The following is an 18784-nucleotide window of genomic DNA, read 5'->3' as shown; positions in this document are numbered from 1 at the left end:
TCGGTGATGACGTTGACCACCGCCGGCTTGCCGGAGGCGAACGCGCGCTCCAGCGCCGGACGGATGTCGTGCGGCTTCTCCACGAACTCGCCGTGGGCGCCCAGCTCCTGTGCCACGCGGTCGTAGCGGGTGTGGCCGAGGTTGCGGCCCGGCTTGGGCAAGGGCCGCGTCCACGGCGCGTCCGCGGTCCAGCCGCCGTTGTTGCTGATCACCACCACCACCGGAATCTTGTGCCGCACCGCCGTGTCCATCTCCATGGCGTTGATGCCGAAGGAGCCGTCGCCGTGCAGCACCAACACCTGCGCGTCCGGCCTGGCCACCTTGGCGCCCACCCCGAACGGCAGGCCCACGCCCATCGTGCCGAACGCGCCGGAGTTCAGGCGGTGCCCGGCCACGTAGGTCGGGATGGCCTGGCGGCCGAAGTTGAGGATCTCCTGACCGTCCACTACGAGGATGCCGTCGCGGCGCATGAAGTCGCGCACCTCCTTGCAGAGCCGCAGCGGGTGGATCGGGGTCTCGTCGCGGCTCATCGCCTTGTCCTGCTCGGCGCCCTTCTCCGCATCGAGCGTGCGGAGCTTGCCGGTCCACGCGGCGTAGCGCTTCGGCGCGATCTTGCCCTCGGCCTCGGCGCGGAGCTGCTCGAGCACCGCCTTCGCGTCGCCTGCGATCGGGATGTCGACGGCGCGGTTGTGGCCGAGCTGGGTGGGGTTGATGTCGACGTGGATCACCTTGAGATCGGCGGCGAAGCGCGGCGGCCGGCCGAACTGGATGACCCAGTTGAAGCGCGTGCCCACCGCCAGCACGACGTCGGCCTCGGTGAAGGCCTTGCTCCTCGCGTTCAGGAAGGCCAGCTCATGGTCCTCGGCGATGAGGCCGCGCGAGATCGGGGTGGTGTAGAACGGAATGCCGGTGACCTCCACGAAGGCCTGCAGCGCGGCGGCCCCGTCGGACCACCACACGCCGCTGCCCGCGATGACGATCGGCCGCTCGGCCCTGGCGAGCAGCGCGATGGCCTCGCGCACCGCCCCCGGGTCGCCGAGCGAGCGCGGCGCCGGCTTCCAGGGGCCGAGGTAGCGGACCTGCTCCTCCTCGATCTTCTCGCCCAGGATGTCGCCGGGCATGTCGATGTAGACGGGCCCGGGCCGGCCCGAGGCGGCCTGGCGGAACGCGGTGTCGACGACGTCGGGAATGCGCCGGGCGTCGTAGATGCGCTCGGCCCACTTGGTGATCGGCTTCATCAGCGCGACCTGGTCGATCTCCTGGAAGGCCTCCATGCCCAGGTAGACCCGCGGGCTCGATCCGCCGATGGCCACCAGCGGGGCGCAGTCGGTGAAGGCGTTGGCCACGCCGGTGGCCAGGTTGATGGCGCCGGGACCGGAGCAGCCCATGGCCACGCCCGGCCGCCGCATCACCCGGGTCCAGGCGTGCGCGGCCAGGGCGGCGGCCTGCTCGTGGCGCGTGTCGATGGCGCGGATGCCGAGCTTGATGCAGGCGGCCTCGGTCTCGAGCATGGGGCCGCCCATCAGATAGAACATCGTGTCCACGCCTTGAGAGCGGAGCGCCTGCGCCAGTACTTCCGAGCCGGTGATCGTCGCCATGACCTGTCCTTTCCTGGTGCCCGTGGGAGACCCGTCCTGCGCCGGTGGAGGGGACTGTAGCAGATGTAGAATGGCCGCGGGAGGAGACGACATGGCCGACGTGCAGTTCAATCCGATGGACCCGGAGTTCGTGGCGGACCCGTACCCGATGTACCGGCGTCTGCAGGCGGACGATCCGGTCCACCACAGCCCGCTCGGCTTCTGGGTGCTCACCCGCTACGCCGACGTGATCGCGAGCCTGAGGGACCCGCGGCTGATCAAGGAGCCGATCGCCGCGTTCGTGGCCGCCCGCTTCGGCATGCAGGTGCCGCCCGGCCTCGGCCTCTCGATGCTCGACCGGGACCCGCCCGATCACACCCGGCTGCGCGGCCTGGTCAGCAAGGCCTTCACCCCGAAGGCGCTGGAGCGGCTCCGCCCGGACATCCAGCGGATCGTCGACCGCCTGCTCGACGCCGTCGACGGCCACGGCGAGATGGACCTGATCGACGAGTTCGCCTATCCGCTTCCCGTCAACGTCATCTGCGACATGCTGGGCGTGCCGGTGAAGGACCACGAGCGCTTCAAGCAGTGGGGCCTGGACATCGCGCGGGGGCTCGACGCGATCATGCTGCCGCCCGAATCGGAGGTCGCCCAGCGCAGCATGGCCGGACGGCGCGCGCTGGCCGCGTACTTCCGCGAGCTGATCGCGCAGCGTCGGGCGTCTCCTCGGGATGACATGCTCTCGGCCCTGATCGCGGCGGAGGAGGCGGGCGACAAGCTGAACGAGGACGAATTGCTCGCGACCTGCATCCTGCTGCTGGTGGCCGGGCACGAGACCACCGTGAACCTGATCGGCAACGGCACCCTGGCGCTCCTGCGGCATCCGGCCGAGCTGCGGCGTCTGCGGGACGATCCCCGGATCATCGGCACCGCGGTGGAGGAATTGCTGCGCTTCGACGGCCCGGTGCAGCGCACCGCCCGCATCCCGAGCGAGGACATCGTGATCGGCGGCCGCACGATTCCCAAGGGGGAGATGGTGATGCCGTTCCTGGGCGCGGCGGATCGCGATGCGGCCCAGTTCCCCGATCCGCAGCGGCTCGATCTCACCCGCGCCGACAATCGCCACATCGCCTTCGGCATGGGCGTTCACTTCTGCCTGGGCGCCCCGCTCGCGCGCATGGAAGGGCAGATCGCGATCAACACGCTGCTCCAGCGCCTGCCCAAGCTGGCACTGGCCACCGAGAAGCCCGAGTTCCGGCAGAGCCTGACCCTGCGCGGGCTGCAGTCGCTGCCGGTGAGCTTTTGAGCCGGGCCTCGACGCGCTGGCCGCGCTGGGACACGCTCGCGATGGCGCTCGCCCTGCTGGTGGCGCCCGCGTGGGCGCAGGAGGCGCCGCGCTCGCCGACCCCGGCCCCCGCGAAGCTCGCGGTCAAGGTCACCGACGTCGTACGGGGGCTCGAGCACCCGTGGGGGCTCGCCGTCCTGCCCGACGGCCGGATGCTCGTCACCGAGCGGCCGGGCCGGCTGCGCATCGCAGCGCCCGACGGCACGCTGTCGGAGCCGCTGACCGGGGTGCCGCCAGTCTACGCGCGCGGGCAGGGCGGCCTCCTCGACGTCGCGCTGAGCCCGGGCTTCGCGCAGGATCGGCTCGTCTACCTGTCCTTCTCCGAGCCGGGCGAGGGCGGAGCCGGCACCGCGGTCGCCCGCGGTCGGCTGGGCGAGCGCGGGCTCGAGGGCACGCAGGTCATCTGGCGCCAGCAGCCGAAGGTGCAGGGGCCGAACCACTGGGGCTCGCGGCTCGCCTTCCGGCCCGACGGCACCCTGTTCGTCACGCTCGGCGATCGCTTCGGCTATCGCGAGCGCGCCCAGGACCTGTCGGTGACGCTCGGCAAGGTCGTGCGCATCAACGCGGACGGCTCGATCCCGAGCGACAACCCGTTCGTGGGACGTGCCGACGCGCGGCCGGAGATCTGGTCCTATGGGCACCGCAACGTGCAGGCCGCCACCGTCGACGCGCGCGGTCAGCTGTGGACGGTCGAGCACGGCGCGCGCGGCGGCGACGAGCTGAACAATCCGCAGCCGGGCAAGAACTACGGCTGGCCGGTCATCACCTATGGGGTGGACTACTCGGGCGCGCGCATCGGGATCGGCACCGCCAAGGCCGGCATGGAGCAGCCGGTGTACTACTGGGACCCGGTGATCGCGCCGTCGGGGGCGACGTTCTACACCGGCTCGGCGTTCCCCGACTGGCGCGGCGACCTGCTCATCGGCTCGCTGTCGCCGGGCCTGCTGGTGCGGCTGCGGCTGCAGGACGGCCGCGTGGTGCAGGAGGAGCGCTATCTCGGCGACCTGCGCGAGCGGATCCGCGACGTGGTGCAGTCGCCCGACGGCTCCCTCTACCTGCTGACCGACAGCTCCCGGGGCCGGATCCTGCGCGTCGATCCCGCCCGCTGAGCGAGGCAGCGCTCAGGCGCGCGTCAACGGCCAGCCCAGCCACTCGCAGACGCCGCGGCCCATCACCCATTCGAGGTCCTCGCCGCGCAGCCACGGCAGATGCCGGGTGAAGAGCGTGATGCACTCGTAGTACGTGCACGGCATCCGCGTCAGGTCCGTGCCCCAGAACGTCCGCTTCGGGCCGAAGGCGTCCACCAGCCGGTGGATCGCGTCGTGCAGATCGGGAAACGGGTAGGGCTGCGCGGAGAGCGACGGCATCCCCGAGGCCTTCACCGCCACGTTCGGATGCTTCGCCAGCGCGCACACCGCCGGCAGCTCCTCGAACACCTGCGGGGCCTTGCCCCGCACGCTGATCCCCACGTGGTCGATGACGAGCTTGAGCCCGGGGTGCCGCGAGGCGATGCGGTCGAGATGATCGAGCGCGCCGGGCACCAGGACCATGAGGGGAATGCCGGCCTTCTCCGCCGCCGGCCAGAGCCAGTCGGCCGAGCCGTCGGTGAGGAAGTGGCGGTTGTGCTCGTTGTGGAAGGTGAAGCGCATGCCGAGCATGCCCGGCTGCTTCCGCCAGTCCGCGACCAGCGCGCGGCTGGCCGGATCGGGCAGCGACAGCCGGCCCATCACCGCGAAGCGATCGGGATAGGCACGCGCCGCCTCCAGCGCCATGTCGTTGCGATCGCCCTCCCACGAGGGCGGCACCAGCACCATGCGGCGGACGCCGGCCAGGTCCATCTGGAAGAGCAGCGTTTCCTTCAGGATCTGATAGGGCTTCTGCGCCTCCTTCGCGCGGCCGGGCGGCCACGGGCGGCTGGGGCTCTCCGCGGCCCAGAGGTGCACCTGCGAGTCGACGATGTCCATGGCGGATGTCTCCTATCGGGGGTTCGGGGTTCACGGGCGTGCAGCCGGCAGTCGATCCGGGTAGAACGGCCGCAGGTCGACCGAGCGGGCCGCGCCGTCGACGATCAGCTCGGTCAGGGCGAGGCCGGTGGCCGGGGCATTGAGCATGCCCCACGGGCCGTGGCCCGTGGCCACGTACGCGCCGCGGACGCCCGGGACCGGGCCGATCATGGGCAGGCCGTCGTCCACCACCGGGCGATAGCAGGCCTGCCGGCGGCTGATCGGCGCGGCGGCGAGCGAGGCGGCGACGCGGCCGGCCGCGCCGGCGAGGATCGCGCAGCCGGCCGCGCTCACCTCGACGCCCTCGGCGGATTCGGGGAGCGGCTGGCGATCGGCCATCCCGCACACGTACACGGTGCCGTCGGGCCGCGGGATGATCTCCGGCTCGAGGGCGCGGCCGTCGGCCAGGCGGTAGTCCATGAACAGCGCGTGCGCGGGCACGCCGGCGACGTCGAGGGTGACGCTGTAGCCCTTGAGCCCGGAGACGCGCGGCAGGCGCAGCCCCTCGATGCGTCCCGTCCATGGTCCGGCGGCCAGCACCACCGCGTCCGCCTCGAGCGCCCGGCCGTCGATGACGACGCCGCTCGCCGCGCCGTCGCGCGCGATCACGCGCTCCACCGCGCCGATGCGAAGCATCGCGCCGCCGGCCTGTGCCTCGTCCATCAGCGCGGCGGTGAACTGCGCCGGGTGTACCTGCGCGGTGGTCTCGGACGAGCCGAGCGTGCCGGCCACGACGGCGGGGCCGTCGATCCAGCCCGGCGCGGGCACGCGATGGCCGCCGGCCGGCGCGCCCTTTTCGCGCGCGGCCAGCATGAAGGTGTCCATCCGCCGGTAGCCCCAGTCGCGCGCGATCTCCTTCGCCATCGTCGCGTGCAGCGCGAAGCTGGCCCGCGCGAGCGGCTCGACCGGGGTGCCGTCGCACCAGTCCAGCGCGAGGAAGCCGCCCGACTTGCCCGACGCCGCGCAGGCCACCGCCGTGCGCTCCACCACCGTGACCGCGACTCCCCGCCGGGTCAGGAAGTAGGCGACCGAGGCGCCGACGACGCCGGCGCCGCAGACGATGACGTGCCGAGGAGCAGGCATGGCCGGTCGGCGGACAGGATAGTACAATCCGGCGAACCGAGGAGGCCCGACATGGATCACGGCGTCGTGATGTTCCCGACCGAGTACTCGATCGCTCCGGATGATCTGGCCCGCGCCCTCGAGGAGCGCGGCTTCGAGTCGGTGTGGTTCCCCGAGCACACCCACATTCCGGCCAGCCGCACGAGCCCGTGGCCGGGCGGGGGCGAATTGCCGCGCGACTACTGGTCGGCGTACGACCCGTTCATCGCCCTGATGGCCGCGGCGGGCGCGACGCGCCGGCTGAAGCTCGGCACCGGCATCTGCCTCGTCATCGAGCGCGACCCGATCGTGACCGCCAAGGAGGTGGCCACGCTGGACCGGCTCTCGGGCGGGCGCGTGCTCTTCGGCATCGGCGGAGGCTGGAATCGAGAAGAGATGAGCAATCACGGCACGGCGTGGAAGAGCCGCTGGCGTCTGCTGCGCGAGCGCGTGCTCGCCATGAAGCAGATCTGGACGCAGAAGGAGGCGAGCTACGAGGGCGAGTTCGTGCGCTTCGAGCGGATCTGGGCGGATCCCAAGCCGCTGCAGAAGCCGCATCCCCCGGTGATCATCGGCGGTGACGGGGAGCGTACCTTCGACCGCGTCGTCGAGTTCGGCGACGGTTGGATGCCGATCCTGCGCCCGCACACGAATCCGGTGGAGAAGATCCCCGCGCTCCGCCGCCGCCTCGAGCAGGCCGGCCGCGATCCGAAGACCGTGCCGGTGTCGATCTTCTTCGCGCCGCCGAAGCGCGAGGTGCTCGACGGCCTCGCGGCGGCGGGCGTCTCGCGGGTGATCTTCGGCCTCAACCCGGAGCCGCGCGACCGGGTGCTGCCGCGCCTCGACGCCTACGCGGCAGCGATGCGATAGGGCCAGCCGGCCAGCCACGAGGACTCGGCCGGGTCACCGGACACGGTGGTGCGCTGCATGAGCCGCTGGTGCCGGGCGGTGTCGTAGGGCGTCGCGCGGTGGAGCACGCAGCGGTTGTCCCAGACCACCAGGTCGCCCACCTCCCACTCGTGCCGGTACACGAAGGGGGCCTGGGTCACGTGATCCTGCAGGGCCCGCAGCAGGGCGCGGCCTTCCTCGAGCGGTAGGCCCTCGACGTGCGAGGCGTGCGCGCCCAGGAAGAGGCTAGGGCGGCCGTTCACCGGGTTGGCTCGCACGATCGGGTGGCGGACCGGCGGGTACACCGCGCGCTCCTCGGCGGTGAAGAAGCCGGGCCGCACCTGGTCGCGCGACCACGAGAAGTCGTGCACCGCGACCGCGCGATCGACCCGGCGCCGCAGTGCCTCGGGCAGCGACGGATACGCGGCGCGCGCGCTCGCGAACTCGGTGGCTCCGCCCTCGGGCGGCACGATGCGGCCGGAGAGCAGCGAGCAGAGCGAGGGCACCGGCTTGAACGAGCTGTCGGTGTGCCAGAGCATGTTGGCCAGCTGGTAGACCATGCGCCGGTCGTCGGAGGGGATCACCGCGCCGGTCTTGACGTCGAGGTTCGACTGGCGGGCGAACGGCGTGCCCGCCGCCGGATTCATGCTGCGGGTGATCTCGAGATCGCCGAAGCGGCGGCTGAACGCGATCTGCAGCTCGTCGTCCAGCGGCTGGGGTCGGAAGAGTAGCACCGAGTGCTCCTCGAAGGCGGCGCGGATCTCCTTCCAGGTGGCGGCGTCCAGCGGGCCGATGAGGTCGGCGCCGTCGATGCGCGCTGCAAAGGCCGGCGTGAGCGCCGTCACCGTGATCGGCATACGCTCAGGTCTTCTCGAAGTCGATCCGCTCGTAGACCGGCAGTCTCTGCAGATATCGGCGCAGGCAATCGAGGCCCATCTCGACGGCGCCCAGGCGCACCCACTCCCGTCCGCCCAGGATGCGGGCTTTCCGCGAAGCGGCGTCGCCTTCGGTGGCGATGGCGAGGCAGATGGTGCCGCCGAACTCGATCCGGTCGGGGCCGTCGTCCAGATCGATGAGCACCGCGAGGGCGTGGGTCGCCCCGGTGTGGGCGCGGGCGGCGCGGGCCACCGTCTCCGCGGTCTGCGGCGTGAGCGGCCCGTCGGGCGGCGCGCCCGAGAGGCCGACCGCGGCCCACACGTCTCCCAGGGCGCGCGCGACCGCACCGCGGCGGAACACCGCGTCAGCGCCGGGCAAGTGGGCCAGCCGGGCCGCCATCTGGCCGCTGGTGAACGTCTCGACCAGCGAGAGCGTGGCGGCCTTCGCCTGCAGCTCGCGCAGGATCACGCCTTCCAGGGTCTGCTCGTCCTCGGCGAGGATGAAGTTGCCGACGCGCCGGCGCACCTCGCGCTCGATCGGCTCGAGCTTGCGGCGGATGTCGTCCATGTCGCGGCCGCGCGCGGTCAGCTTGGTCTCGAGCTGCGGGTAGTGGGCGCGAAAGCCCAGCTTCACGCTGCCGTCCGGCACCAGGGTCTCCACGCCTTGCAGCAGCGAGTCCACGTGCGATTCGCCCAGCCCGTAGGAGTGGAAGCGCTTGAGGAAGATCGCGCCGGGCAGCCCGGCCTTTCCCAGCAGCCGCGGCACGATCTGCTCGTCCAGCATCCGGCGCAGCTCCCGCGGGACGCCCGGGGTGAAGTAGAAGCGTGCGCGCCCGATATCCACCGCGAAGCCGCAGGCGGTGCCGATGGGATTGTCGAGCACCTCGGCGGTGGTCGGCAGCATGGCCTGCTTGCGGTTGTTGGGCGGCATCACCCGGCTCCGCCGCTGGAAGAAATCCTCCATGCGCCGGAGCCAATCTTCGTTCAGGACCAGCTCCACGCCCGCCGCCTTCGCCGCGATCTCCTGGGAGAGGTCGTCCACGGTGGGGCCGAGCCCCCCGTTGACGATGACCGCATCGGCGCGCTCGCCGGCCAGCACGAAGGCGCGCAGCAGGTTCTCCCGGTCGTCGCCGACCGTGGTCTCCCACTGCACCGAGAGCCCGACGTCCTCCAGCTTCTGGGTGATGTAGCTGAAGTTGGTGTTGACGATCTTGCCGGTCAGCACTTCGTCCCCCGTGCAGATCACCTCGATGCGCATGCTTCCCTCACGCCTCCGTCGTGGTGTCGCCGGCGTGGGGGCAGGGCCTCCCCCACCCCCACGCCTCCCGCTACGCCGAGCACACGGGCAGCACGCCGCTCGAGGCTGTGGGGTCTTTGATATGAATGAGGCGCGCAGGTGGGCAGGGTGGTGTCAGGTCCACGGTTGGCGCGTGCCGGGTGGGAGGGGAGCGGGGGCCCTCCCCGGAACCGTGTCTTCTGCGCGTTGCCGAAGGCGAGCGCTCCCATCTCGTGGCTCGTTCGAGTGCCGTGCAAGGGTCGCGAGTCAGCGTGTTCCGGGGAGGGCCCCCGCTCCCCTCCCACCCGGCGCAGCTGACGATCGAGCACGCGGACGATCACGTCAGCCCATCAGGAGCGCGCCGGGGATCTCGCGGCCCATGGTCTGGATCTGCTCGCGGCTGATCCCGTGCTTCATGAGCCCGGCCACCAGCATCTGCAGGCCATCCGCGGGGGTCGGATTGCCGGCCTGACCCAGGTCGGTGCCCAGCACGAAGTGCTCGGCGCCCACCGCCTTGATCCGGGCCGCGGTGTCCGCGACCTCGACGCGCGCGGTGTGGTGCATGAACTCGAGTGGGGAGGTCGGGCCCGCCAGCATGAGCAGGGCGCACAGCTCGAGCTTCCCGCCGAGGGCGGCCGCCTTCTTCATGTGATCGAGGCTCATGCCGACGACGTCGAACTGGGCGTGGGTGACCACGATGCGCTCGCAGCCTTCCTCGCGCGCGGCCGCGATCAGGGCGAGGGCCTCCTCCGGCGCGGCGTGCCCGGTCTGCACCACCAGGCGCTGGGCCGCCGCGATCTTCAGCACCGCGCGCGCGGCGGGCAGGACCTGGCCGCGCTCGTCGACGACCCGGATGCCCGCCGTCCCGGTCCGGGTGCGCTTGACGTGGTTGTCGGCGTCGAAGGTGGGGAACCAGACCACCCGGCCGTAGCCGCCCTGCATGCGCCACATCCATTCGACGGCCTGCGGGTTCAGCCCGCCCACCGCGTGATTCAGCGTGATGCCGCCGAATACCTTGACGCCGGGCACGTGCTTGCGCACCAGGAACGCGCGGTCGGCGGTGTGGGTCACGTGGTTCTTGAACACCACTGCTTCCATCTGACGGGTCGCGGCCAGGGTCGCCAGCTCGTCGTCGTCGAGGGACCGGCCGAAGATGTCGGGCGCCGCGTGGGTGTGGAAGTCGATCAGCCCCTTGATCGGGCTCACCGGCGCCGGGGGCGGGGAGTAGCCCTGGACGCCGGCGCTCTCGCGGGAAGAGGCCGCCGCGCCTCCGCCGGCCGCGCGGCCGTGCGAGGGCGCCGACGAGTGACGGCCGCCGCGGCCGGTCGCGAGCGTGACCGGCGCGACGCTCCCGTGACAGCCGCCGCACCCGAGATGAGACATACCCCGGGGATTCTACACGAGCCTCCGGCCGGCCACACCGGGCTGTCGCACCGGCCGGGCGGCCGCACGCACGCGGCGTCATCCCGTGCTAGGCTGCACGCCTGAGGCGCTCCCCATGGCCGAGCCTAGTGCACCCGAACCGAGGAGATGACGATGCTCTTCGAGCTGCGGCAGTACCACATCCGTCCCGGGCAGCAGGCGAAGTGGGTGAAGTGCATGGAGGAGGAGATCATCCCGTTCCAGGTCAAGATGGGCATGGTCATCCTGGGCAGCTTCGTGGGCGAGGAGGACCAGAGCGTCTACGTGTGGATCCGCCGCTTCGAGAGCGAGCCGGAGCGCAAGCGCCTCTACGACGCGGTCTACCAGAGCGACTACTGGAAGAACGAGATCAGCCCGCGCGTGGGCGACATGATCGACCGCGAGCAGATCAAGGTGACGCGCCTGACCGCGACCCCGCACTCGGTGATCCAGTAGGCCCTCGTGACCACCCCGCTCGAGGCCGCGCGCAAGCTCGGGCCCTTCATCCGCGCGTCGGCCCCGGACACCGAGCTGCAGCGCGAGCTGCCGCGGCCGCTGTTCGAGGCGATGGCGGATGCGGGGCTCTTCCGGCTCGCGCTGCCCCGGGCGATCGGCGGGGCCGAGATGGACCTGCCGCGCTACATCGAGGTCATCGAGGAGATCGGCAAGGGCGACGCCAGCACCGGCTGGGTCACCAACCAGGTCGCGATCTTCGCGACCTACGCCGCGCGCATGCCCTCCGCGGCGGCGCGCGCCATCTGGATCGACACGCCCCGCAGCGTGGTGGCCAACACCCCGGTGGCCAACGCCCAGGCCATCGCGGTGCCCGGCGGCTACCGGGTGACCGGACGCCAGGGCTTCAGCACCGGGTGCCGGCACGCCTCCTGGCTGGCCGCGCACGCCACCGTCGTCGAGGACGGCCGCCCGCGGCTCGATGAGGGGCAGCCCGAGATGCGCTACTGCTTCGTGCCGCGCGCCCAGGCCGAGCTGCTCGACACCTGGCACGTGCGTGGCATGCGCGGGACCGGCACGCACCACTTCGCGGTGAACGACGTCTTCGTGCCCGAGGAGCGCAGCGTGCGGTCGGTGACCGCGCCGCTCGTGGAGACCGGCCCGCTCTACCAGATCCCGCGCACGCTCGTGTTTGCCTCCGGCGACGCGGCGGTGGCCCTCGGCACCGCGCGCGCCTGTCTGGCCGCCTTCATCGAGCTGGCCACCACCAAGACCCCCCGCGCGATGGACCAGCTCCTGCGCGACCAGGTGGCGGCGCAGAGCGAGGTCGGCCACGTGGAGGCCCACATCCGCTCCGGCCGCGCGTTCCTGCTCGAGACGGTGGGCGAGATCTGGCACTCCCTCACCACCACCGGCACGATCACCCTCGAGCAGCGCGCGACCCTGCGGCTGGCCACCACCCACGGCATCCGGCTCGCGGTGCAGGCGGTGGACATGATCTACAACATGTCGGGCGCCACCGCGGCCTACGAGTCGAGCCCGATCCAGCGCCACTTCCAGGACGTGCACGTGATCAGCCAGCACCTGCAGGCACGCCTGTCCCACTACGAGCTGGTCGGTCGGCACTGGCTCGGTCTGAAGGTCGACGAGACGCGGCTCTAGCGGAGCTCTGGTATGATCGCGGCAACGACTTGCTCCGGCGGAGGACTCATCACCATGGCACAGGCACAGACGCCCCGCGGCATCAACCACATCGTCCTCAACGTGCGCGACATCGAGGTCTCGCACCGGTTCTGGACCGAGATCATGGGCTTCCGCTGCGTGGCCCAGCTCAAGCCTCGTCCCGACCGGGTGCGGCCCAAGATGCGCTTCTACAGCGGCGTGTCCGAGAGCGGCGACGTGACGCACCACGACCTGGCGCTGGCCGAGGTGCCACGGCCGGAGGGCGGCAACGGGCACGGCGAGCCCGAGACGTGGAGCCTGATGCGGGGCGGGATCGGGCTCAACCACGTGGCGATCGCCTGGCCGGATCGGGAGTCCTGGCTCAAGCAGGTCGAGTTCCTCCAGTCGAAGGGCGTCACGTTCCATCGGCGCATCAACCACGGCATGACCCACAGCGTGTACATCTCGGATCCGGACGGTCACGGCATCGAGGTGCTGTACGAGCTGCCGCGGGAGGTGTGGGAGCACGACATCGACGGCGCCCAGAACTACGCCGAGGTACTACCCACCGAGGGGCCGGAGTCGCTCGTGGACCGGGTGGACAACCCGGTCTTCAAGTAGCCGCGCCCGCTAGGGCTCGATCTCGAACTCGACGCGCCCGCGGCCGGCGCCTTCCACCGGCACCAGCCCCTCGGTGACGTGCAGGCGCGCCGGCTCGATGCGCGCCGCGCTCTGCAGCTGGGCGCGCGTCGCCTCCATCCGGCGCGTCGACAGGGTCTTCGCCGCCGCGTCCGGATTCGGCTCGTCCCTGGCCAGCTCGGCCACCGTCGCGTCGACGCCGCCCGGCGCGGGCCGGCCCGGGAAGCGCTCGGCGAAGAGGCGGGCCGCCGCCGCCTCCACCCCGCCGGCCCCCGCCTCGCGCGCGGCGCCCTCCAGCCGCTGACGGAGCGCGTCGCGCTTCAAGGCGGCGATGTCGTCCACCGTCAGCACCGACTTCATCGCGAGCTTCACCGCCGGCGCGTCGCGGAGGAACGTGCCCACGCGCTGCGCCTGCTTGTCGAAGCCCTCCGCGAAGCGGACGGTGCCCGGCTCGAAGTAGACCGGCCAGATCTGGATCGTCTCGACCCGCGCGTCCTCGGTGTAGAAGATCTTGCCGACCCAGCTCACCGGCAGCGACACCACGCCGATCGCGGTCTTGCGCACCGCCTGCCAGAACGCGTCGCTGAAATCGAACTGGCGGGTGGCCACGTTGCCGGTGACCGGCACCGACAGCCGCACCTCGCCGCGCGCGTTCTTGAGGAGCGCGATGAGCGTGCCGAGGGGCACCCCGACCCGCTCGCGCACCTCGTCGCCAGTGCGTGACGGCACGAAGTCGGGCTGCCCGAGCACGATGTCGTTGCTGGCGGTGAGCACGTTGTCGCTGACACGGTAGCGCACGGTGGTGCCGAAGACGCCGCGCCGAGCGATCCAGCCGATCAGCTTGTTGGCGTAGGGATTCACCCGCGGCAGCGGGAAGTCGGTGAGCTTGCCGTCGAGATCGAGGTTGAGCGGGCCGGTGAGCGCGCCCAGCGTGCCCTTGAGCTCGAAGGGCGTCCCGCCGCTGAGCCGGCCGGTCAGCGCGAGCGGGCCCTTGCCGTTGCGGACGGTGCCGAGGGCGCGGCCGGTCACGACCATGCGCGAGGCCTCCTCGGTGAAGGCCGGCGTCGTCGTGCGGTCCACGAAGCGCACGAAGCCCTCGTCCACCGCGAGCTCGCCCACCGCGATGATCGGGTCGGCGCCGGACTCGCCGCGCGGGGCGGCCCCGGCCCGGGGGGACGGCGGCGGCTGGGGGGCGGCGGCCGTTCCGGCCGACGCGGGCGGGAAGAGCAGGTCGAGCAGCGGGAGGCGGCCGTCCGCCTCGCGCTCGACGAGCGCCCACGGCTTGTCGATCGCCATGCGCTGCACGGTCGCGCGGCGGGGCCAGTCGGCGTCGATGCCGGTCATGTCCACGCGCTTGATGTAGGCCAGCATGCGCTGCCCGTCGCCGAAGATCGTGTCGTCCACCGCCACGCTCCCGGTGGCCGCCACCGACAGGGGCGACAGCGTGCCCTTCACGCGCAGGTCCGAATCCACCTTGCCGGCGAGCGTGCCGCGCGACGGCAGGAAGGCCTGCAGGGTCGCCAGGTCCAGCTGCTTGGCCGTGATCTTCAAATCTACCGTCTGCCGGTCGAGCCGCGCCTGCCCGCGCGCATCCACCGATCCCCCGGTGGCGGTGTTCGCCCGCAGCCGCACGTCGACCGCCTCGCGCGCCGGCCAGGTGAAGTTGCGGACGCCGAGGCGGGCCTCGCGGATCTCCGCGCGCGCGGGCGGCCGCTCGGTGGCGTCGATGAGCACGAACGTCCCGTCCGCGATCCCCGCGCGGCGCACGCGCAGGTCGAGGGCCGGCGGTCCCGCCGCGCCGCCCGGGCGGCTCTCCCGGGGCGGCGCCCCCGCGGGCGCGGCGGGCGGCGCCAGCAGCGCGGCGAGCGGGAAGGAGTCGTCGGCGGCCCGCTCGATCTGGGCCCACGGCTTCTGCAGCCGGACGCGATCGACGATCAGCGAGGCGGGCCAGGTGAACTCGATGCCGGTGGTCTCGAGCCGGGTCGCCGTCACCAGCGGCCGCGCGTCGTCGGCCAGCGCCACGTCGGCCACCGATGCGGTCCCGCGCGCGGTCAGGGTGAACGGCTCGAGCGTGGCCCGGACCTGCAGATCGCCGCTCGCCTTGCCCGCGACGCGCCCGCGTACCGGCAGGTAGGGCTGCATGGGCGCCAGGTCGACCGCGGTCGGCGTGACCTGCAGGTCCAGATGATGGGCGCTCAGGTCGATCGAGCCGCGCGCGGTGAGGCGTCCCGAGCCGGGGGTGGGCGCCTCCATCTGCACCGGCATCGGCACCTGCGGCGGCCAGGCGAAGTCGCGCGCGGTCAGGCGCACCCCGGCCACCTCGAGGCGCGCGGTCGGGCTCACCGCCGCGTCCACCACGGTGGCGCCGCCGTCCTCGAAGCGCACCTCGCGCACGGCCAGCTTGACGTCCAGCGGCGCGGGACGCGCCGATCCGGGATCGGCGGCCACGGCCGGCGCCGGAGGCGCGCGCCGCGGCGTGAGAATACCGGCGATCGGCAGCGAGCCGTCGGCGCGCCGCTCGAGCAGCACCCACGACTTCTGCATGTGCACGCGCTCGATGGTGGCGGTGGCCGGCCAGGTGTAGTCGAGCTTCGCCAGCTCGAGGCGTCCCACCGTGAGGATCTGCCGATCGCCGTCGCGGAAGGCCACGTCGGCCAGCGCGACCGAGCCCTGCGCGGTCGCCTCGATCTTCGCTCCGACGGTGCCCTTCGCGGTGACCTCGCCTTCGAGGTGCCCGTCGAGCTGCGCCCTGAGCGGCAGGTAGGGCCGATAGGGCGACACGTCGATGCCGACCAGGCGCGTGCGCAGCTCGAAGCGGATCGGATCGAGGGTGACCGTGCCCTGGGTCTCGATGGTGCCGCGCTCCGGGGTGCTCGCGGTGAGCTGCACGCTGGCGGGCCGGCGATTCGGCCACGTCAAATCGCGCACGGTCAGCCGGATCGGGGCCAGCCGGAGGCGGAGCGGCGGCTCCACGGTGGCGTCGTCGAGGCGCGTGCGCGCGTCCTCCAGGATCACTTCCCCCAGCTCGGCGGAGAAATCGGGCGGCAACGGCGTCGGCTTCTCCGCGGCCGCCGCCGGCGCGGCCGCGGCGTCCTCGCGCCCGGGCCGCTTCAGCGTCTCCACCAGCTCGGTGATGGAGAGGTGTCCCTCCCGATCGCGGCGGATCGTCGCGCGCGGCCGCTTGAGCCGCACGCGCTCGGCCCGCACCTTCGGCCACTGCGTGTCGAGGCCGGTCAGCTCGATCGCGTCGGCGGCGGCGAGGCGCTGCGCGCCGTCCCTGACGGTGACGCCGTTGATCGCCATTCGCCCGCGCACCCGGGGGGAGCCGGCGCCGACGTCCACGGTGAGGTCGGTCTCGGCGGTTCCGGTGAAGACCAGCGGCAGCGAGAAGTACGGCGCCCAGAACCCCAGATCGACCCGGCTGATGCGCGCGCGCAGCTCGGCGCCGGCCGGCGCGGGCCGCGCGCGGCCCTGGACGTCCAGCGCGCCGCCGCCGGGCAGCGCGGCGGTCGCGGTGATCTGCGCCGGCTGCGCGCCCGAGGCATCGATGCCGTCGGCGACCACCTTGAGCCGGTCGATCTGGAAGCGATTGGACCTGCCGGGCCGCGGGTCGAACACGGTGGCCCGTCCGGTCATCTCGATGCGCCCGAGCGGGCGGCCCTCCGGCGAGCGGCGGCTCGTCAGATCGAACACGAGCGCGGGCACCGTGACGAGGGAGGCGTCGACGCCCCGGCGGCGGACCACGATGTCGTCGATGCGCGCCTGCCCGACGAGCGCCACCCCGCCCTGGGCGTCCCGGCTCGCGTCGACGGCGGCGCCGACCTTCGCCTTGTCGAGGACCACCGCGGTATCGGACGGCAGATAGAGATTGGCCAGGGTCGCGTCGACGTCGCGCAGCGTGATGCGGGCCCGCCCCTGTAGCGGCGTCAAGGCGATCCCGGAGGTCTCGATCGCCAGCGGCGCGCCCGCGACCGTGGCGGTGAGGCGGGCGGTTCCGAGCGGCTGCGGGGTCATCGTGGAGAGCGACGTCGCCTCGATCGTGAGGGCCTCCGCGCGCCAGGCGCGTGGCGGAGTCAGCGTGTGGTCCTCGAAGAGGATCGTCCCGCCGGTGAGTGCGAGCCGATCGACGGTGAAGGGCGCCGGCGGGCCCGTCGGCGGCGCCGGCCGCTCGAGCAGGTCGGAGATGTTGAGCACGCCGCGGCCGGTGCGCACGACGCGCAAGCGCGGCGCGGCGAGCGTGATCTCCCGGAGATGCACGCGGCCGCGCAGGAGGTCGCGGAGCCGGAAGCGGACGTCGAGGGTGTCGAGCTCGAGCAGCGGGGGGCCCGGCTCGCGGTCCGCGAGGCGGAATCCCGCCACGTGGATGCGCCGGCGGGGCACGTCGAGGTCGAACGCGGCCATCGTGACCTGACGGCCGGTCTGGGCCTCGATCTGCCGCGTGACCACCCAGCGCGCGATGCCGGGCAGGGCCAGCCAGAGCGCGGCCGTCGCCAGCACGAGGCCGACGAAGAGGACGACGGCGGTGGCGACCCAGACGCGGCGACCGGCCACGGCCTCAGTATGCCTTGGCCGGCGTCACCCGCCTACCGACTGGATCAGCGGAAGGCGGGGGCGATCTCCGCGATGAACCGGTCCAGGTCGCGCCGCAGCTCGGGCAGGGGACGGAACAGGGTCGGGATGAACACGGTGTCGACCTTCGCGGCCCGCAGCGCGGCCAGCGTCTCCCGGATCTGCTCGGGCGTGCCGGCCAGGCAGGTGTCGCGGGCGTCGGCGGCGTGCCGGCCCATGCGCGCGCCCAGCGTCTCGGCCAGCGCCTCGACATCGGCCTTCTTGTCGGTGATGAGCAGCGCCATGTTGGCCGAGCGGCGGATCGACTTGGGATCGCGGCCGACGGTCCCGCAGTGCTCGTCCAGGATGCGGCCCTTGTGGGCGAGCACCTTCGGCCCGCCCCAGACGTTCCAGTGATCGGCGTGCCGGGCGACGGTGAGCAGCGTCACCTTCTCGCCGCCGCCGCCGATCATCAATTCGGGATGCGGGCGCTGCACCGGCTTGGGCTGCAACGGCGCGTCGGACAGCGTGTAGTAGCGGCCCGTGAAGGTGCTGCGGTCCTCCGTCCAGAGCGCGCGCATCACCTGGCAGGCCTCGTCGAGCCGCTCGAGGCGCTCGCGCATGGTGTAGAAGGGGATGCCATAGGCCTCGTGCTCGTTCTCCTGCCAGCCCGCGCCCAGCCCGAGCAGCAGCCGGCCGTTCGAGATGATGTCCACCTGCGCGGCCATCTTGGCCACCACCGCGGGATGGCGATAGGTGTTGCCGAGCACGATGGTGCCGACCTGCATGCGCGGCACCAGCGCGGCCAGCGCGGTCAGCGTGCTCCAGCCCTCGAGCATCGCGCCCTCCCGCTCCTTCGTGTTCGGCATGAAGTGATCGGTGACGCAGGCCACGTCCCAGCGCGTCGCCTCCGCGTGCCGCCACAATTCGAGGACGCCGGGCCAGGTCTGGTTGCCCATGCTCGTGAACATGCCGAAGCGCATCGTGGTCTCCTAGTGCTCGGTCTGGGATTCGCGGGCCGGGCCGACGAGCGTGGCGCCGCCGTCCACCACCAGCACCTGGCCGGTGATGTAGCGGGCGTGGCCCGAGAGCAGGAAGCGGGCGGCCTGCCCGATGTCCCAGCCGGTGCCCTCGCGGGCCAGGACGGAGGCGCGTCGCCGCTGGTCGCGCGCTGCCGGGCTCATGCCGCGCGCGTAGACCATCGGGGTGTACACCGGGCCGGGGGCGATGCAGTTGACGCGGATGCCGTCGCGGCCGTGGTCCACCGCCATGGCCCGGCTGAGCGCGATCACCGCGCCCTTGGAGGCGGAGTAGGTGGTGAGGCCGCGCGGGCGCAGGGCCGAGATCGACGAGATGTTCACGATGGCTCCGCCCCTGGCGGTGCGGATCATCGCGGGGATCGCGGCCCTGGAGGCGAGGAACATGGTCTCGACGTTGACCTGCATCACCCGCCGCCAGGTCTCGGGCTTCTCCTCGACCACGCTGCCCTTGCTGCCGATGCCCACGTTGTTGACCAG

At 72.4% G+C, this 18784-nt stretch carries 15 protein-coding genes; 6 read left to right on the top strand and 9 right to left on the bottom strand.

Going from position 1 to position 18784, the window contains the following annotated elements; translation table 11 throughout:
• Positions 1-1598: thiamine pyrophosphate-binding protein (locus VKN16_16865; protein ID HME95881.1), on the bottom strand; the 1598-nt coding region annotated here is incomplete at its 3' end.
• A gap of 91 nt (positions 1599-1689) precedes the next feature.
• Here VKN16_16865 and VKN16_16860 point away from each other — a divergent pair.
• Together VKN16_16860 and VKN16_16855 are read left to right on the top strand one after the other, a co-directional pair.
• A complete protein-coding gene (locus VKN16_16860; protein HME95880.1) occupies positions 1690-2883 on the top strand; it encodes a cytochrome P450 in 1194 nt (397 codons plus the stop codon).
• A 41-nt stretch (positions 2884-2924) separates the two neighbouring features.
• A complete protein-coding gene (locus tag VKN16_16855; GenBank protein ID HME95879.1) occupies positions 2925-4031 on the top strand; it encodes a PQQ-dependent sugar dehydrogenase in 1107 nt (368 codons plus the stop codon).
• A 12-nt stretch (positions 4032-4043) separates the two neighbouring features.
• Here the strand turns inward: VKN16_16855 and VKN16_16850 are convergent, their stop codons facing one another.
• Together VKN16_16850 and VKN16_16845 are read right to left on the bottom strand one after the other, a co-directional pair.
• Complete coding sequence (locus VKN16_16850) at positions 4044-4886, bottom strand: amidohydrolase family protein (GenBank protein ID HME95878.1); 843 nt, start codon at positions 4884-4886, stop codon at positions 4044-4046.
• Between the two features lie 30 nt (positions 4887-4916).
• On the bottom strand, positions 4917-6008 hold the full coding sequence (locus tag VKN16_16845) for an FAD-dependent oxidoreductase (GenBank protein ID HME95877.1): 1092 nt from the start codon (positions 6006-6008) through the stop codon (positions 4917-4919).
• Positions 6009-6059: 51 nt separating this feature from the next.
• Between VKN16_16845 and VKN16_16840 the strand changes: the two genes are divergently transcribed.
• Entirely contained in the window at positions 6060-6896 is an 837-nt protein-coding gene (locus VKN16_16840; GenBank protein HME95876.1) for an LLM class F420-dependent oxidoreductase, read from the top strand.
• Here VKN16_16840 and VKN16_16835 read toward each other — a convergent pair.
• From VKN16_16835 to VKN16_16825, 3 genes are all read right to left on the bottom strand, one after another.
• Positions 6875-7771 (bottom strand): TauD/TfdA family dioxygenase, encoded by an 897-nt coding sequence (locus tag VKN16_16835; protein HME95875.1) that lies wholly within the window; start codon positions 7769-7771, stop codon positions 6875-6877. The two genes, VKN16_16840 and VKN16_16835, sit on opposite strands and share 22 nt — an antisense overlap.
• Positions 7772-7775: 4 nt before the next feature.
• Positions 7776-9047, bottom strand: a complete 1272-nt coding sequence (locus VKN16_16830) for a CinA family nicotinamide mononucleotide deamidase-related protein (GenBank protein HME95874.1) — start codon at positions 9045-9047, stop codon at positions 7776-7778.
• 360 nt (positions 9048-9407) lie between these two features.
• Positions 9408-10448 (bottom strand): DUF6282 family protein, encoded by a 1041-nt coding sequence (locus VKN16_16825; GenBank protein HME95873.1) that lies wholly within the window; start codon positions 10446-10448, stop codon positions 9408-9410.
• A 153-nt stretch (positions 10449-10601) separates the two neighbouring features.
• Here VKN16_16825 and VKN16_16820 point away from each other — a divergent pair, with 153 nt between their 5' ends.
• From VKN16_16820 to VKN16_16810, 3 genes are read left to right on the top strand one after another with little or no spacing between them, the layout of a single operon-like run.
• Positions 10602-10922: an NIPSNAP family protein gene (locus VKN16_16820; protein ID HME95872.1), complete on the top strand. Its 321-nt coding sequence runs from the start codon at positions 10602-10604 to the stop codon at positions 10920-10922.
• Between the two features lie 6 nt (positions 10923-10928).
• The gene (locus VKN16_16815; protein HME95871.1) at positions 10929-12080 is read left to right on the top strand and encodes an acyl-CoA dehydrogenase family protein; all 1152 of its coding nucleotides are present in this window, start codon (positions 10929-10931) and stop codon (positions 12078-12080) included.
• Between the two features lie 54 nt (positions 12081-12134).
• Entirely contained in the window at positions 12135-12701 is a 567-nt protein-coding gene (locus tag VKN16_16810; protein HME95870.1) for a VOC family protein, read from the top strand.
• Positions 12702-12710: 9 nt separating this feature from the next.
• Here the strand turns inward: VKN16_16810 and VKN16_16805 are convergent, their stop codons facing one another.
• The 3 genes from VKN16_16805 to VKN16_16795 all read right to left on the bottom strand — a co-directional run.
• The gene (locus tag VKN16_16805; protein ID HME95869.1) at positions 12711-17270 is read right to left on the bottom strand and encodes a DUF748 domain-containing protein; all 4560 of its coding nucleotides are present in this window, start codon (positions 17268-17270) and stop codon (positions 12711-12713) included.
• Between the two features lie 44 nt (positions 17271-17314).
• On the bottom strand, positions 17315-18250 hold the full coding sequence (locus VKN16_16800) for a TIGR03560 family F420-dependent LLM class oxidoreductase (GenBank protein HME95868.1): 936 nt from the start codon (positions 18248-18250) through the stop codon (positions 17315-17317).
• A gap of 9 nt (positions 18251-18259) precedes the next feature.
• Positions 18260-18784 (bottom strand): SDR family oxidoreductase (locus VKN16_16795; GenBank protein HME95867.1); only part of this gene is annotated, 525 nt, incomplete at its 5' end.

The organism is Candidatus Methylomirabilota bacterium, assembly GCA_035315345.1.
Taxonomy (GTDB): domain Bacteria; phylum Methylomirabilota; class Methylomirabilia; order Rokubacteriales; family CSP1-6; genus CAMLFJ01.
Note: the sequence above shows the minus strand (reverse complement) of the source record. Positions and strands in the feature narration are given on the sequence as shown.